This window comes from Nocardioides sp. NPDC092400 (assembly GCF_040684155.1).
GTDB lineage: Bacteria > Actinomycetota > Actinomycetes > Propionibacteriales > Nocardioidaceae > Nocardioides.
On sequence record NZ_JBFBFJ010000002.1, the window covers coordinates 18,957 to 34,540 of the forward strand.

Sequence of the window (15,584 nt, forward strand, 5' to 3'; positions counted from 1 at the left end):
CTCGGGTGGCGACGACGAGGTCGAGCGATGTCGACGAGCAGGCGGAGGCCGCGATGACGGAGCCGGCGATGGCGGAGTCCGAGGAGGCCTCGAGCGGGAAGCACCGCGACTTCGTGCAGTCGCTCGAGCGCGGGCTGGCGATCATCCGGGTCTTCGACGCCGACCGGCCCCGGCTGACGGTCTCCGAGATCGCCCACCTCGCCGGCCTCACCCGGGCCGCCGTGCGCCGCTTCCTGTTCACCCTCACCGAGCTCGGCTACGTCCAGACCCACCGTGACGGCTACCAGCTGACCCCGCAGGTGCTGGAGCTCGGCTACTCCTACCTCTCCTCGCTGACCTTCCCCGACGCCGCCTTGCCGCACCTCGAGCGGCTGGTCGCCGAGACCGGCGAGGCCAGCGAGGGCTCGGTCCTGGACCGCGGCGACGTCGTGTACGTCGTGCGGGTGCCCGGGCCGGCCCTGATGACGATCTCGGTCAGCATCGGCGCCCGCCGGCCGGCGTACGCGACGTCGATGGGGCGGGTGCTGCTGGCGAACCTGCCGCCGGCCCAGCTCGACGCCTACCTCGAGAACACCCACCTGGACCCGATCCTCCCGAACACGATCACCGACGTGACCGCCCTCCGCGAGGAGCTCTCGAAGGTCAGGCAGCAGGGGTACGCCCTGGTCGACCAGGAGCTCGAGATCGGCCTGGTCGCGATCGCGGTTCCCGTCCGCGACCGGCACGGGCGCACCCGCGCGGCGGTCAACCTCTCCACCCACATCGGGCGCAGGTCCGCCGCCGACATGGTGGCGCTCGCGCCGCGGGTGCAGCAGGCCGCCGCCGACATCGAGCTGGGCATGCGCCACTCCGTCAGCTGGTCCGACTAGCCACCCGGGCCCCGCGCACCCCCAGCCGTCACCACCCGAGGACCCGCGACCCGGCGGGTCGCGCGGTCCGTCACGCCCTCCTGCAAGAGAGGCCGGCATGTCCTCCGACCCGACGGGGCCTCCCGTGCGCGCCCGCACGGCCGTCGCCTTCGTGGCGCTCGGCCTGGTGTGGGGCACCACCCCGCTGACCATCAAGGCCGGCCTGCTGGCGGACTGGCAGCCGCTGTGGTTCTGCGCGCTGCGGCTGCTCGGCGCCGCGGTCGTGCTGGCGCCGCTGCTGCTGACGTCGTACGCCGGGCGGCCGCTGGGTCCGGCCGGCTGGCGGGTGATCTGGCCCGTCGGGGTCTTCGGCATGGCGGTCAACTTCGGCGTCACGGTGTGGGGCCAGCAGTTCATCGGCGCGGCGTTGGCCAGCCTCATCGCCGGCACCCAGCCGGTGACGACCGCGCTGGTCGTCCACCTCGCCCAGCGCCGGGTGCCGACCCGACGGTTCGCCGCCGGCCTGACCCTCGGGATGGTCGGCATGGTGGTCGTCTTCCGCGGCGCCGGGGTGCCGGGCCCGAGCGCGGCCGCGGGCGCCGCCGCCGTGCTGGCCGGGGTCACGATCTACGGCGCGGTCTTCGTCTACATCAAGGCCCGCCTCGGCGGGCTCAACCTGCTCCGCGTCGTCGCGGGCCAGAACCTCATCGGCGGTGCCCTGGTCGCGCTCGCCGCGGTGGCGTTCGAGGGGTCGGTGCGGCTGCCCGGCGGGACGCAGGCCTGGTCGGCCTACACCTACCTGACGCTGGTCAGCTCGATCGTCGCCCTGCTCCTGGCCAACTGGCTCATCGGCCGGATGGGTGCCGCGCGGTTCAGCGTGCTGTCGTTCGTGACCCCGCTGGTCGGGGTGGCCGCCGGCGTCGTCCTGCTCGACGAGACCCTCGACGGACCGACCCTCGTGGGAGCCGCGCTGGTCGGCACGGCGCTCCTCGCCACCCTCGGCCCGGAGGCGGAGGCATTAGGACCGCTGCCGGCCGGCGAGACCGCTCGCCCCGACGGACCGCAGGGCGGCCCCTGAGGGGCACCGATCCGCCCTAGCCCCGTGACCCGGACCGCACAGGCGCCGGGCGCTCCTCCCGGGCGACGGCGTCGAGGAGCGCCAGCGCGTGCTGGGCCGCGCTGCCCTCCGCTGCGGTGTAGGTCAGCAGGCGGTGCCCGGGGTTGTCGGGCAGGTGGAGGACCTCGAAACCGAGCTCGACGGCCCCGATCTCGGGGTGGTCGAGCCGCTTGGTCCCGCTCGTGCAGCTGTGGACGGGGTGCTTGGCCCACAGGCGCGCGAAGTCGCGGCTGCTGATGCAGAGCTCGCCGACGAGGTCGGTGAGCTTCCGGTCATCGGTGTGACGACCGGCGACGAGCCGCAGGGAGGCCACGGCCCGCGACGCCTCCTCGTCCCAGTCCGCGTAGAGCTCGCGGGTGTGGGGGTCGAGGAAGAGCATGCGGGTGAGGTTCGGCCGGACGCCGGCCTCCTCGGGAGCTGCCCGGTCGACGTGCCCGGCGACGAGGGCGTGGCCCAGCCGGTTCCAGGCGAGCACCTCGGTCGAACGGCCCAGGACGACGGCAGGGACGGCGGTCATGGCCTCGATCAGGGTCCTGGTGCCGGCGCGCACGTGGTCCCGCCTGGGGCTGCGGAGAGGCGTGGCGGCCCGCGGGCGCGCCAGGTCGTGGAGGTGGGCCCTCTCGTCGTCGCTGAGCGCGAGTGCCCGCGCGAGGGCGTCGACGACCGACGCCGAGGCGTTCGTGCTCTGCCCCTGCTCCAGCCGCGTGTAGTAGGTGGCGCTCACACCCGCGAGCAGCGCCAGCTCCTCACGCCGCAGGCCGGGCACGCGGCGCGCCCCGTGGGACACGATGCCGGCGTCCTCGGGCGTGATGCGTGCCCGACGCGACCTCAGGAACTCCCCGAGCGCAGCCGGGGGCGGTGCTCCTCGTCCATCCACCCGCCCAGTGTCGCCCGTGGACGCGACAGGCGCCTGTCCCTGGCAGGGGTAGGCACAGCCGGCGTAGGCGCGCCGGGCGTGGGCGGGCCGGGGGCCTGGCTGACCTCCGGCGGCTGTCGGACGCTCGTCCGCAGCACGACCCCAGCCCTCGCCCAGCCCTCGACCGGAACGGACCCGCGCATGTCGCACCTCGACGAGCACGCCCCACCGACGCCCTCCGCACCCGCCCCTCCCGCCACCGGCGCCGCGACGAGCGGTCGCGAGCGCCTGGTCCTGGCGGTGCTGCTGACCGCCGGCTTCACGCTCGCGGTGGACTTCTCCATCCTCAACGTCGCCCTGCCCGCCATCGGCACGGACGTGGGGTTCGCGCTGGAGGACCTGCAGTGGGTGTCCACGTCGTTCGCCCTGTTCGCAGCCGGCTTCACCCTGTTGTTCGGACGGGTCGCGGACCTGTTCGGACGCCGCCGGCTGTTCCTGCTCGGCATGGTCCTGCTCGCCGTCTCCTCGCTGGTCGGAGGTCTGGCCACGACTCCCGGGGTCCTGGTCGCGGCCCGGGTCGCCCAGGGCCTCGCGACCGCAATCGTCACCCCGGCGGCGCTGTCCCTGCTCACCACGTCGTTCGCCGAGGGGCCTCGTCGCGACCGCGCGCTGGGACTCAACGGCGCGCTCATGGCCGCGGGGTTCACCACGGGCGCCGTGCTCGGCGGCGTGCTCACCGACCTGCTCTCCTGGAGGTGGGCGTTCCACGTCAACGTCGCCGTCGCCGTGGTCGTCCTGGCCGTCGCCCCCGTCGTCCTGACCGAGAGCAGGCCCGAACGTCGCCCTCGCCTCGACGTGCCCGGCGCCGTCACCGTGACCCTGGGCCTGCTCGCGATCGTCTACGGGCTCACCGTCGCGGGCGAGCAGTCCTGGCAGGACCCCGCCGCGCTGGTCCCGCTGCTCCTCGGTGCGGTGCTGCTGCTCGCCTTCCGCGTCGTGGAGAGCCGCGTCGAGGAGCCGCTGGTCCCCTTCAGCCTGCTGGCGCGGCGTGCCGTCGGGTGGGGCAACGTGGCCGGCCTGATGGCGTTCGTCACCGAGACGTCGCTGGTGTTCCTCCTGACCCTCTACCTGCAGGACGTGCTCGACTACTCCGCGCTCGCCGCCGGGCTCGCGTTCGCCGTCCTCGGTGCGGGCACCGTCCTCGGCGGCCTGCTCGCCCCGAAGGTCATCGCTGCCGTCGGCAGCCCCCGGGCCATCGTGGGCGGCCTCGTCGCCCAAGGGGTGGCGACCGGTTCGCTGGTGCTGCTCGGGACCTCCCCGGCCTTCATCGTCCTGCTGCTGGTCGCGACCTTCGTCGGCGGCGTCGCGAACCTGGTGGCCATCGTCGGCTTCATGGTCTCCGTCACCGCGGGTGTCCCGGACGACGAGCAAGGACTCGCGACGGGGCTCGCGACGATGAGCCAGCAGGTCGGCATCACCCTGGGCATCCCGGTGATGTCGGCGATCCTCACCGCCACCGTCCACACCCGTGACGCCGCGACCGACTCGACCGACTCCTCCGGCATCCTGACCGGCCTCACCGTCGCCATCGGCGCCAACGCGGTCCTCTGCCTCCTCACCGCGCTGCTCGTGCACGCCTTCCTGCGCACGCCGGGACGACGTTCGCCGACTCCCCGCACCCCGTGACCGCGACCGGTGGACCGGCCGGTCAAGGTCAGGACGTCGACTCCCGGGCATCCGTCCGCCCCGTGCCGGCATCACCGCTTCGGGCTGTCGTGGCGTACCGCGCCGCCAGGACGCCGAAGGCGTCCGCGAGCGCCGGGGGGCCGAGGACCTCCATGGCGACCTCGAAGCGGCCGAAGGAGGCGGCCAGTGACGCCCAGGACCACGAGCCGACCTCGAGGCTGCACCGGTTCTCGTCGATGGCTCGGACGACTCCGCCACCGGCGAAGGGCAGGACCTCCCGGGCCGGGAGGTCGAGGACGACGGTGCCGCGGCACGGCCACTCGTTCACGTCGCGTCCCTTGAACCGTGCGGACACGAACTCGTGCACGTCGCCACCCGGGACCTCGCGCGGCGTGAAGCGCGGCCCGGTCGGGACGCGGGGGGTGATCCGTTCGACGCTGAACAGGCGCCAGTCCTCCCGGTCGAGGTCCCAGGCGAGGAGGTACCAGCGCCCCTGCGAGGCGACGACGTGGTGCGGCTCGACCCGACGCGGCGGGAGGGTCGGCCCTGCGTCCGGGTCGGCGTCGCGGGCGGCGTAGTCCAGACGCAGCACCTCGCGGGCGCGGACGGTGGTGGCGAGCGAGACGAGCACGTCGGTCGAGACCCGCGCCGGGGCTCCGCTGCCCGGGCGGTCGGTGATGGCGGTGACCTCGAGGGCGTCGAGCCGGTGCCGCAGCCGTGAGGGCATGACCTGCCGGATGGTCGCGAGCGCGCGGATCGCGCCCTCCTCGATGCCCACGCCGGCGGCCGGGGCCGTCCGCAGGGCGACGGCCACAGCGACGGTCTGGTCGTCGTCGAACAGCAGCGGCGGCAGCTCGGTGCCCGCCCCGAGGCGGTAGCCGCCCTCCGGCCCCATGGTCGCCTGGATGGTGTAGCCCATCTCGCGGAGCCGGTCGATGTCGCGCCGCACCGTGCGGTCGCTGACCCCCAGCCGCTCGGCCAGCAGCGAGCCGGGCCAGTCCCGACGGGTCTGCAACAGCGACAGCAGGTCGAGGAGACGCGATGCGGTGGTGGTCATGGTCCAGGTTCGCCTCGGTCTAGGACGAGAACCGTCCTAGTCGTGCCGAAGGGTATCCCTTGCGCGGCCGGTCCGGCCGCGCAACACCTCGCAAGGAGCAGCCATGACCATCCAGACCACTCCCCACCTCAACTTCCGCGGCGACGCGCGCGCGGCGCTCGAGCACTACCAGTCCGTGTTCGGTGGGCACACGGTCATCAACACCTACGCCGACCTCGGGATGCCGAAGGAGCTCCCGGGCGCGGAGAACGTCGTGTTCGGCCTCGTCGCCTCCGAGAACGGCTTCCGGGTCATGGCCTACGACATCCCGGGCGAGACCGGCGGCACCATCGTGGGCGGCACGTCCACCAGCCGCGAGAACGGCACCACGACCACCGACCAGGCGCTGTTCGTCTCGGTCGACGCCGACACCCTCGAGGAGGCGCAGGGCTACTGGGACGGGCTCGCCGCCGACGCCACCGTCGTCGAGCCCCTCGCCGCGTCCGCGTGGAGCGCCGGCTTCGGCATGCTCACCGACCGCTTCGGCGTCACCTGGAGCGTCGGCGTCACCGCCGCTTGACCCCGCCGCGCCCTCGGCACGCGCACCCGACGGAGCCTCGGGCCCGCCGACCTGCCCGACACGGATCGGCGGTCCGAGGCCGAATCGGTCGTCATCGCCGCAGGCGGCCGTCCTCAGTGCGCCATGTCGACGAAGCGCGAGTAGTGGCCCTGGAAGGCCACGGTGATGTCGCGGGTGGGGCCGTTGCGGTGCTTGGCGACGATGAGGTCCGCCTCGCCGGGGCGGGTCGACTCCTTCTCGTAGACGTCGTCACGGTGCAGGAGCACCACCATGTCGGCGTCCTGCTCGATCGAGCCGGACTCACGCAGGTCGCTCATCATCGGGCGCTTGTCGCCGCGCTGCTCGGGGCCACGGTTGAGCTGGGAGAGCGCGATGATCGGGATCTCCAGCTCCTTGGCGAGCAGCTTGATCTGCCGGGAGAACTCCGAGACCTCGAGCTGGCGGGACTCGACCTTGCGACCCGACGTCATCAGCTGGAGGTAGTCGATGACCATCAGCTTCAGGTCGTGGCGCTGCTTGAGCCGCCGGGCCTTCGCGCGGATCTCCATCATCGTCATGTTCGGGCTGTCGTCGATGAAGATCGGGGCCGAGGAGACCTCGCCCATCTTCCGGGCCAGCTTGGCCCAGTCGTCGTCGTTCATGTTGCCGTTGCGGATGTGGTTCAGCGGCACCTTCGCCTCGGCCGAGAGCAGGCGCATGGTGATCTCCGAGCGCGTCATCTCCAGGCTGAAGAAGCAGCTCGTGAGGTTGTTGTGGATCGAGGCTGCCCGGCAGAAGTCCAGCGCCAGGGTCGACTTGCCCATGGCGGGACGCGCGGCGACGATGATCATCTGGCCCGAGTGCAGGCCGTTGGTCAGGTCGTCGAGGTCGGCGAAGCCGGTCGGCACGCCGTACAGGCCCGCCTCGCGGTTGCTGATCGCCTCGATCTCGTCGAGGACGCCGTCCATGATGTCCGAGAGCGGGACGTAGTCCTCGCTCGAGCGCCGGTCGGTGATCTGGTAGATCTCGGCCTGCGCCCGGTCGACCACGTCGTCGACGTGACCCTCGCCGGCGTAGCCGATCTGCACGATCTTGGTGCCCGCGTCGACCAGGCGGCGCAGGATCGCCTTCTCCCGGACGATCTCGGCGTAGTAGGCGGCGTTCGCCGCGATCGGCACGTTGGCCGAGAGCGTGTGGAGGTACGGCGCGCCGCCGATCCGCTGGAGCTCGCCGCGCCGCTGCAGCTCGGCCGCGACGGTCACCATGTCGACCGGCTCGCCACGCCCGAAGAGGTCGATCACCGCGTCGTGGATGGTCTCGTGCGAGGGCCGGTAGAAGTCCGGCCCACGCAGCACCTCGGTCACGTCGGCGATCGCGTCCTTGGAGATGAGCATCGCGCCGAGCACCGACTGCTCGGCCGCCATGTCCTGCGGCGGCGTCCGGTCACCGGGCGCCGAGGGTCGCTCGCCCGGCGCGTACGGCGCGGGGCCGTCGCCCCACTCCTCGAACGGCGGCTCCGGCACGCCCCGCGTGTCCGACTCGGCGATGCTCACTCGTGCCCCTCCCGTGCGCTCGTGACCGGTCCTGCGGTGCCGGCGCCCGTCCGGGCCGGCCCGCTCCCGACAGTAGGGAGGACCACTGACATCGGCCCGTGACCCCCGGACCGTACGTGGCCCCCGGCGTCCGGCGACACCACCTTGTCCACAGGTCCTGGGGATAACCGGGAACAACCCGTGGACGACACGCGGTGGACTGTGCACAGCTTGGGGAGTTCGCTGTGGAGACACCTCACCCGGATGGCGCACGCACCCCGCTGACCTGCGAAAACGCAGAAGCATGGGTGTGGACGGAAACTATTTCCGGGTGGATGTCGATCCCCGGACCGCCGGGGACCCGCTCCCGGCTGCTTTGTCGACAAAGCGGGTGACAGGCAGGGTTTCCACAGACCACCCGAGGTTATCCACCGGTCTCCCGGTACTACTCGGGTAGGGGACAGGAGGGCCGAAAGCCTCTTACCGGGACTAGGCCGCCCGACCAGGCGGCGCGGCCGAGCGGCTGACTACGCTGGTCCGGTGCGGAGCGAGCGGGACGGTGCCCTGGACCGCGAGATCTGGCGCCTGGCCCTCCCCGCCTTCCTCGCGCTCGTCGCCGAACCGCTCTTCCTCCTCTCCGACGCGGCGATCGTCGGGCACCTCGGCACCCCGGAGCTGGCGGGCCTCGGCGTCGCCGGCGTCGTCCTGCAGACCGCCGTCGGCCTGTGCGTCTTCCTCGCCTACGGCACGACCGCCGCCGTCGCGCGCCACGTCGGTGCCGGCGACCCGCGCGGCGCGCTCGCGCAGGGCGTCGACGGGGTCTGGCTGGCGGTGCTGATCGGGGCCGTCGTGACGGTGCTCGGCGTGCTGCTGACCGAGCCGCTCGTCGCCGTCTTCGACCCGAGCACGGCCGTCGCCGAGCACGCGACGAAGTACCTGCGGATCGCCTTCCTCGGCACCACCCCGCTCCTCGTCATGCTGGCGACGACCGGGGTGCTCCGCGGCCTGCAGGACACCCGCACGCCGCTCGTCGTCGCCGTGGCCGGGAACGCGCTCAACATCGCGCTCAACCTGCTCCTCGTGTACGGCTTCGGTGGCTGGGACGGGCTCGGCCTGGCCGGGTCCGCGATCGGGTCGGTGCTGGCGCAGGTGGCGAGCGCGGCGGCTCTCCTCGCGGTCGTGGTCCGGGGAGCGCGCCGCGCCGGCGCGCCCCTCGGCCCCGACCCGCGCGGCATCCGCGCGGCCGGCCGGGCCGGCGTCGCGCTGGTCGTGCGCACCCTGACCCTGCGCGCCGCCCTGCTCGCGACGACGTACGCCGTGACCCTCGGCGCCACCGGGCGGGACCAGGAGGTCGGTCTGGCCACCCACCAGCTCGCCATGACGCTGTGGACGTTCCTGGCCTTCGTGCTCGACGCGATCGCCATCGCCGCCCAGGCGATCACCGGGCGCTGCCTCGGCGCCGGCGACGTCGCGGGCACCCGCGCCGTGACCGACCGGATGGTCCGCTGGGGCGTGGTGAGCGGCGTGGTCACCGGCCTGCTGCTGGCCCTCGCGAGCCCGGCCCTCGGCCACCTGTTCACCGCGGACCCCGACGTGCGGGCGCTGCTCGTGCCCGTGCTGGTCGTGGCAGCGCTGGGCCAGCCGGTCGCCGGCGTCGTCTTCGTCCTCGACGGGGTGCTCATCGGCGCCGGGGACGGGCCCTACCTCGCCCGCGCGGGCCTGGTGGTCCTGCTCCTCCACGCGCCGGCGGTGCTGGCGGCCGCGCTGCTCGGCGGCGGCCTGGTCGTCGTCTGGGTGGTGTTCGCCGCCGTCTTCATGGGCGCGCGCCTCGCCGTGCTCGTCCGCCGGGCGCGCGGCGACGCCTGGCTCGTCACCGGCGTCCGTAGCCTGACCCCGTGAAGCCCCTCCAGTCCGTCGCCATGGGGCTCGTCGTCGTCGGCCTGACCGCGGCGTTCGGCTCGTACGACGCGCTGGCCGACCCGCTCGGGTGGGTGCTGGTGCTCCTCGGGGTCCTGCGGCTGCCGGCGGACGTCGAGCGCCGCACCGTCCTGGCCGCGCTCGCGGCACTCGCCGGTGCCGTGTCCGTCCCGCTCTGGCTGCCCGCCGTGGCCGAGGCGGTCGCGGACCTCGACGCGTCGGTGTCGTGGGCGCTCGCGCTCCCCCAGCTCGGCTTCGTCGCCGTGCTGTGCCACGTCCTGGCCCGCCGGGCCTCCGCGGCCGGCGACGAGACGGCCGCCCGGCGGCTCCGTCTCGCGGTCACGCTGACCGCGGTGGTCGCCGCGCTCCCGGTGCTCGTCCTGGGGGCGGGCGTCGAGGTGCTCGGGACCCCGGCGGCCGCCCTGGCGGTGCTGACGCTGGTCCTCGTCGTGTGGCAGCTCTTCGCCTGCTCGGGCCGGCCCTGGGCCGGCGCACCGGCCCCGCTCGACGCCCCCCGGGCGCCGGGCCGTCCCGGCGGCGACAGCCCCGCGGCCGACCGGTCTGGACCATAGCCTCTCCGGGCTCCGGCCGTTGTGTCCCGCAGAAGAGAGAGGGAGGCACCATGCCCACCACCCGTCTGCGCCGGCTCGCCGTGCTGCCCGCGACCGCCCTGGTCCTCGCCGGCCTCGCCGTGCTCGGCCCGGTCGCCGCGCCCGCGGCCGCCGAGCCCGTCTGCCTCAGCGAGGCCGTCACCGGCCAGGCCCTCCCCGGCATCCTCGGCGCGACCTGCGACGACGAGGTGCCGCCGGTCGTCGACGGCGAGGTCGTGGTCACCCCGGCCCCGCGCGCCCAGGGCTGGGTGGGCAGCAAGCAGCTGACGTTCTCCTTCACCGGTCGCTTCACCGACGCCGACGCCGACGCGCTCGGCTTCCAGTGCCAGCTCTCCTCCCGGACCACCGCCGACCAGCCGTGGACCGCCTGCGGGACCTACGACGCAGCCGCCGAGGTCTGGCGGCAGTCCTACAACGGGCTCGAGGAGTCCGAGGCGCTGCCGTACACGTTCCGGGTGCGCGCCGTGGACACCGGCGACGCCGCCCGGGACCCCCGGTCCACCTGCGGCCTCGGGTGCAGCACCGCGCGGACCGACCTCGACGACGTCTCGGCACCCGCCACGGTCCAGGTGCGGGTCGACACCGTCGCGCCCGCGGGCTCGGTCCGCGTGAACGGCCTGGTGGACGAGGAGAACCCGACCTGGCCGATGGTCACCTCGCGCACGCTCCAGGTTGTGCTCGGCGCGGGCGGCAGCCAGGACCGCAGCCCGGTCGGCTTCTCCTGCACGCTGACAGGGCGGGCCGTCCCGTGCGCCCTGGGCCCGACCGACCTGCGCGACCTGCCGCCCGGCGACCAGCGCTTCGAGGCCGTCGCCCGCGACGCCGCCGGCAACGTCGACCCCACCCCCTCGGTGCTGACGTTCTCGGTGCCCCGCGACCTCGCCGCCCCGAAGCGCTCCGGGTGGAAGCAGGTGCGCCAGGGCGGCTACTTCGACGGCGACTTCCTGCAGACCACCCGGCACGGCGCGACCGTCTCCGCGCCCGGCAGGAACGTCCGGGAGCTGCGCCTGGTCGCCCCGCGCGGCCCGGGCCTGGGCAAGGTCTCGGTGCGGGTCGGCCAGGGCCGGTGGTACACCGTCGACCTGGGCGGCCCGAGCTACGAGCGCTTCCACGTCTACCAGGTCCGCGACCAGTTCGAGCCGCTGGTCAGCGGCCGGGTGCAGGTGCGGGCGGCCGAGCTCGGCCGCGCGGAGACCGTCCGCGTCGACGCCGTCCTCGCCCACTGACCGGCCAGCCGCCGGGACAGGCCGGCGGCCCCGGCGTACGACGCAGGGGCCGCCCCTCCTCGCGGAGGGGCGGCCCCTGTCGTCGGTGCAGATGGTGCGTGCTGCCGCGAGCGGCAGCGGAGGATCAGGCCGGGATGACGTTGAGGGCCACCGTGGCGGACACCTCGTCGTGCAGCCGGACCGAGACCTCGTGGTTGCCGAGCGCGCGGATCGGGTTCTTGACCGCGATCGTGCGCTTGTCGACGGCCTCGCCGGAGGTCGCCTGGAGGGCGTCGGCGATCTCGGCGGTGGTGACGGCGCCGAACAGGCGGCCCCCGGCACCGGCGCGGACCTTGACGGCCACCGCGTTCGCCTCGAGCTTGGCCTTGATCTCCTCGGCGTGGCCGAGGTCGCGGACCGCACGCGTGGCGCGGGCGGCCTTGATCGACTCGACGGTCTTCTCGGCACCGCGCGTCCAACGGATCGCGACGCCGCGAGGGACGAGGTAGTTGCGGCCGTAGCCGTCCTTCACCTCGACGATGTCACCGGGGCCACCGAGACCGGTGACCTCCTGGGTCAGGATGAGCTTCATCGTTCCCGCTCCTCTCAGCGACCGGTCGAGGTGTAGGGCAGCAGGGCGACCTCACGGGCGTTCTTGACGGCCGTGGCCACGTCGCGCTGGTGCTGGACGCAGTTGCCGGTCACCCGACGGGCGCGGATCTTGCCGCGGTCCGAGATGAACTTGCGGAGGAGCGTGGTGTCCTTGTAGTCGACACCGGTCGCCTTCTCCTTGCAGAACTGGCAAACCTTCTTCTTGGGCTTGCGCATCACTGCCTTGGCCATTGTGGTGCTTCCTTCCTAGAAGCCCGACCCGGCGCCGCCGCGAGGGCGGGCAGGGGCGGAATGGTTGAGGGATGTGCGTGGATGGTGGTGCTGGACCAGCTGGTGGGCCGAGGAGCCGAGGCTCAGAACGGGGGCTCGTCGGAGCCCACGCCCGGTGCGCCCCAGGGGTCGTTCGCGGGAGCGCCGCCACCCTGGGGTGCGCCGCCTCCGTAACCGCCCTGGCCGCCGCCGGGAGCGCCGCCGCCGTACCCGCCCTGGCCGCCGCCCTGGCCGCCGCCGCCCTGCTGGGGCGCCGGGGTGGCCCACGGGTCGTCCCCGCCGGAAGCGGCACCGCCGCCACCGCCGGAGAACCCGCCACCGCCGCCGCCACCGGAGCGCTGGGCCCGGGTGACCTTGGCCGTGGCGTACTTCAGCGACGGACCGACCTCTTCGACCTCGATCTCGAAGACGGTCCGCTTCTCGCCCTCACGGGTCTCGTACTGGCGGGACTTCAGGCGGCCCTGCACGACGACACGCATGCCGCGCTGCAGGGACTCGGCGACGTTCTCCGCCGCCTGACGCCAGACCGAGCAGGAGAGGAACAGCGCGTCGCCGTCCTTCCACTCGTTGGACTGCCGGTCGAAGGTGCGCGGCGTCGACGCGATCCGGAAGTTCGCCACGGCCGCACCCGAGGGGGTGAAGCGCAGCTCCGGGTCGTCGACGAGGTTGCCGACCACCGTGATGACGGTCTCGCCTGCCATGAGGGTCTCCTTGGCTTCGTGCTGGTCAGAGTCGTGTGTGCGTCCCGCTCATCGTTGCCGGTGGCACCGACGTCGGGAAGGGGTCATCCACAGGGACGACGTCCGTGAGGGTCCCGGCTGTGCCGGAGCCACCTCAGCGAGCGTCGGGCCGGATGACCTTCGTGCGCAGGATGGACTCGTTGAGCGTGAGCTGACGGTCGAACTCCTTGACCGTCGCCGGCTCGGCGTTGATCGAGATCACCGCGTAGATGCCCTCGGCGTTCTTCTTCACCTCGTAGGCGAGGCGACGACGTCCCCAGACGTCGACGGACTCGACCGAGCCGCCGTCGTTGCGGATGACGTTGAGGTAGCGGTCGAGCGAGGGCTGCACGGTGCGCTCGTCGAGGCTGGGGTCGAGGATGACCATGACTTCGTAGGCACGCAAAGCGGTCTCCACCTCCTGTGGACTTCGGCGGCCACGGTCTCTCCGTGGCAGGAGGGCTTGCGTCCCGCCGGCAGCAGGAGCCGCACGACGGGTGTCCGCCGCTCCCGGTCCCGTCGGTGGGTGGTCGCGTGCGGACAGGACAAGGTACCAGCGGGCGCGGACCGCCCCGAAATCACGCGCCCACGGCCGCGGGCGCGGTCTCCGCCCGTGCCCCGGGCACCGTCGGCGGCTCCTCGTAGGGTGGCGCGCATGGCCACCCCCCTGTCGATCGGCGCCCACGTCGACCAGACCGACCCGATCGCCGAGGCGCAGGCGCGCCAGGCGCCGCTCGTGCAGTTCTTCCTCGGCGACCCGCAGGACTACAAGGGTCCGCAGGTGCGCTACGCCGGCGGCGCGGCCGCGCTCAAGGAGGCTGCCGAGGCCGCCGGGGTGGACCTCTACGTCCACGCGCCGTACGTCATCAACGTGGCCACGACGAACAACCGGATCCGGATCCCGAGCCGCAAGCTGCTCCAGCAGCACATGGACGCCGCCGCCGAGGTCGGCGCCCGGGGGCTCATCGTCCACGGCGGCCACGTCAACAAAGCCGACGACCCCGAGAAGGGGTTCGACAACTGGCGCAAGGCGATCGAGGCGACCGACATCAAGGTCCCGCTGCTGATCGAGAACACCGCCGGCGGCGACAACGCGATGGCCCGCCACCTCGACCGGATCGGCCGGGTCTGGGACGCGATCTCCACCGCCGAGGGGTTCGAGGACGTCGGGTTCTGCCTGGACACCTGCCACGCCCACGCGGGCGGCAACGCGCTGGAGACGGTCGTCGACGACGTACGCCGCATCACCGGGCGGATCGACCTGGTCCACTGCAACGACAGCCGCGACGACTTCGACTCCGGCGCCGACCGGCACACCAACTTCGGGTCCGGTCGGATCGACCCCGAGCTGCTCGCCGGCATCGTGCGCGACGCGGCCGCACCGGTGGTGTGCGAGACCCCTGGCGACGCCGAGCAGCACCGGGCCGACTTCGCCTGGCTGCGCGAGCGGGTCTGAGGACAAGTAGCCTCGCCACGTGCTGACCGTCCGCGAGATCTCCGAGACCGAGCACCTCGCCTTCGTGCGGGCGCAGCGCTCCGCGTCGTTCCTGCAGACCCCCGCCTGGGGCAAGGTGAAGTCCGAGTGGCGCCGCCAGTCCATCGGCTGGTTCCGCGACGGCCAGGACGCCCCGGTCGGCGCGGCGCTGGTGCTCTACCGCCAGCTGCCGAGGGTGCGCCGCTACCTGGCCTACCTGCCCGAGGGCCCCGTGCTCGACTGGGCCGACGAGGACCTCGCCGCCTGGCTGGCCCCGATGGCCGCCCACGTCAAGGCGCAGGGCGCCTTCGGCGTGCGGATCGGGCCGCCGGTGGTCACCCGCCGCTGGGACGCCGCGACGATCAAGGAGGGCATCGCCGACGAGGGGGTGCACCGCCTCGGTGAGCTCGCACCCACCGAGCGCGACGGGACCGGCGCCCGGGTCGTCTCCCAGCTCCACGAGCTCGGCTGGCGCTCCCAGGCCGTCGCCGGCGGCTTCGCCGCGGGCCAGCCGCAGCACGTCTTCCAGGTCCCCCTCGCCGGGCGGTCCGAGGAGGACGTCCTGGCCGGGATGAACCAGCTGTGGCGCCGCAACATCAAGAAGGCCACCAAGGCCGGCGTGGAGGTCACCTCCAGCAGCACCGCCGAGGGCATCGGCGCCGAGCTCGAGGCGTTCCACGACCTGTACGTCCACACCGCCGAGCGGGACCGGTTCACCCCGCGCCCGCTGTCGTACTTCCGCACCATGGTCGAGGCGCTCGCCGCCGAGGAGCCCGACCGGATCACCCTCCACCTGGCCCGCCACGAGGGCGACCTGGTCGCGGCGACGATCGCGATCCGGGTCGGCACGCACTCCTGGTACTCCTACGGCGCCTCCTCGACCGAGAAGCGCGAGGTGCGGGGCTCCAACGCCGTGCAGTGGGCGATGATGCGCGCCGCGATCGCCGCCGGCGCCGACGTCTACGACCTGCGCGGCATCACCGAGACCCTGGACCCCGACGACCCGCACGTGGGCCTGATCCAGTTCAAGGTCGGGACCGGCGGCGAGGCGGTGGAGTACGTCGGCGAGTGGGACCTCCCGCTGAACCGGCCGCTCTACCGGGCCTTCGACCTCTACATGAAGCGCCGGGGCTGAGCATGGG

General features: G+C 73.4%; 16 protein-coding genes. 9 read left to right on the forward strand and 7 right to left on the reverse strand.

All coding sequences use genetic code 11. From position 1 onward, the window contains the following. Positions 1-5: 5 nt before the first annotated feature. Together AB0N29_RS07595 and AB0N29_RS07600 are read left to right on the forward strand one after the other, a co-directional pair. Positions 6-869, forward strand: coding sequence for an IclR family transcriptional regulator C-terminal domain-containing protein (locus tag AB0N29_RS07595; protein WP_302268797.1), 864 nt, complete (start codon positions 6-8; stop codon positions 867-869). A 124-nt stretch (positions 870-993) separates the two neighbouring features. After that, positions 994-1,926 carry a DMT family transporter gene (locus tag AB0N29_RS07600; RefSeq protein WP_364865527.1) on the forward strand — a complete coding sequence of 311 codons (933 nt, stop codon included), beginning with the start codon at positions 994-996 and terminating at the stop codon, positions 1,924-1,926. A gap of 16 nt (positions 1,927-1,942) precedes the next feature. Here the strand turns inward: AB0N29_RS07600 and AB0N29_RS07605 are convergent, their stop codons facing one another. Further along, positions 1,943-2,842: a helix-turn-helix transcriptional regulator gene (locus AB0N29_RS07605; RefSeq protein ID WP_364865529.1), complete on the reverse strand. Its 900-nt coding sequence runs from the start codon at positions 2,840-2,842 to the stop codon at positions 1,943-1,945. A gap of 180 nt (positions 2,843-3,022) precedes the next feature. Between AB0N29_RS07605 and AB0N29_RS07610 the strand changes: the two genes are divergently transcribed. Further along, positions 3,023-4,507, forward strand: coding sequence for an MFS transporter (locus tag AB0N29_RS07610; protein ID WP_364865531.1), 1,485 nt, complete (start codon positions 3,023-3,025; stop codon positions 4,505-4,507). Positions 4,508-4,535: 28 nt separating this feature from the next. Here AB0N29_RS07610 and AB0N29_RS07615 read toward each other — a convergent pair whose 3' ends face one another. Then, positions 4,536-5,564 (reverse strand): WYL domain-containing protein, encoded by a 1,029-nt coding sequence (locus tag AB0N29_RS07615; protein WP_364865533.1) that lies wholly within the window; start codon positions 5,562-5,564, stop codon positions 4,536-4,538. A 103-nt stretch (positions 5,565-5,667) separates the two neighbouring features. On the opposite strand from AB0N29_RS07615, the gene AB0N29_RS07620 reads away from it, so the two are divergent. Next, entirely contained in the window at positions 5,668-6,123 is a 456-nt protein-coding gene (locus AB0N29_RS07620; protein WP_364865535.1) for a VOC family protein, read from the forward strand. A 113-nt stretch (positions 6,124-6,236) separates the two neighbouring features. Here AB0N29_RS07620 and dnaB read toward each other — a convergent pair whose 3' ends face one another. After that, on the reverse strand, positions 6,237-7,655 hold the full coding sequence (gene dnaB, locus AB0N29_RS07625; protein ID WP_364865537.1) for a replicative DNA helicase: 1,419 nt from the start codon (positions 7,653-7,655) through the stop codon (positions 6,237-6,239). Positions 7,656-8,174: 519 nt separating this feature from the next. On the opposite strand from dnaB, the gene AB0N29_RS07630 reads away from it, so the two are divergent. The 3 genes from AB0N29_RS07630 to AB0N29_RS07640 are packed head-to-tail and all read left to right on the forward strand — an operon-like array spanning position 8,175 to position 11,388. Further along, positions 8,175-9,533 carry an MATE family efflux transporter gene (locus AB0N29_RS07630; RefSeq protein ID WP_364865539.1) on the forward strand — a complete coding sequence of 453 codons (1,359 nt, stop codon included), beginning with the start codon at positions 8,175-8,177 and terminating at the stop codon, positions 9,531-9,533. Next, complete coding sequence (locus AB0N29_RS07635) at positions 9,530-10,123, forward strand: hypothetical protein (RefSeq protein WP_364865541.1); 594 nt, start codon at positions 9,530-9,532, stop codon at positions 10,121-10,123. Before AB0N29_RS07630 ends, AB0N29_RS07635 begins: the two co-directional genes overlap by 4 nt. Before the next feature lie 50 nt (positions 10,124-10,173). After that, positions 10,174-11,388: a hypothetical protein gene (locus AB0N29_RS07640; protein ID WP_364865543.1), complete on the forward strand. Its 1,215-nt coding sequence runs from the start codon at positions 10,174-10,176 to the stop codon at positions 11,386-11,388. A 124-nt stretch (positions 11,389-11,512) separates the two neighbouring features. On the opposite strand, the gene rplI is transcribed toward AB0N29_RS07640, so the two are convergent. The 4 genes from rplI to rpsF all read right to left on the reverse strand — a co-directional run bounded on the left by rplI (position 11,513) and on the right by rpsF (position 13,374). Next, the gene (rplI, locus tag AB0N29_RS07645; protein WP_302268809.1) at positions 11,513-11,959 is read right to left on the reverse strand and encodes a 50S ribosomal protein L9; all 447 of its coding nucleotides are present in this window, start codon (positions 11,957-11,959) and stop codon (positions 11,513-11,515) included. 14 nt (positions 11,960-11,973) lie between these two features. Then, a complete protein-coding gene (gene rpsR / locus AB0N29_RS07650) occupies positions 11,974-12,210 on the reverse strand; it encodes a 30S ribosomal protein S18 (RefSeq protein WP_154612378.1) in 237 nt (78 codons plus the stop codon). Between the two features lie 122 nt (positions 12,211-12,332). Then, positions 12,333-12,950 (reverse strand): single-stranded DNA-binding protein, encoded by a 618-nt coding sequence (locus AB0N29_RS07655; RefSeq protein WP_364865546.1) that lies wholly within the window; start codon positions 12,948-12,950, stop codon positions 12,333-12,335. 133 nt (positions 12,951-13,083) lie between these two features. Then, a complete protein-coding gene (gene rpsF / locus AB0N29_RS07660) occupies positions 13,084-13,374 on the reverse strand; it encodes a 30S ribosomal protein S6 (protein WP_166189603.1) in 291 nt (96 codons plus the stop codon). Positions 13,375-13,623: 249 nt separating this feature from the next. Between rpsF and AB0N29_RS07665 the strand changes: the two genes are divergently transcribed. Together AB0N29_RS07665 and AB0N29_RS07670 are read left to right on the forward strand one after the other, a co-directional pair. After that, entirely contained in the window at positions 13,624-14,424 is an 801-nt protein-coding gene (locus tag AB0N29_RS07665) for a deoxyribonuclease IV (RefSeq protein ID WP_364865548.1), read from the forward strand. 19 nt (positions 14,425-14,443) lie between these two features. After that, entirely contained in the window at positions 14,444-15,577 is a 1,134-nt protein-coding gene (locus AB0N29_RS07670; protein ID WP_364865550.1) for a peptidoglycan bridge formation glycyltransferase FemA/FemB family protein, read from the forward strand. The last annotated feature ends 7 nt before the right edge of the window (positions 15,578-15,584 follow it).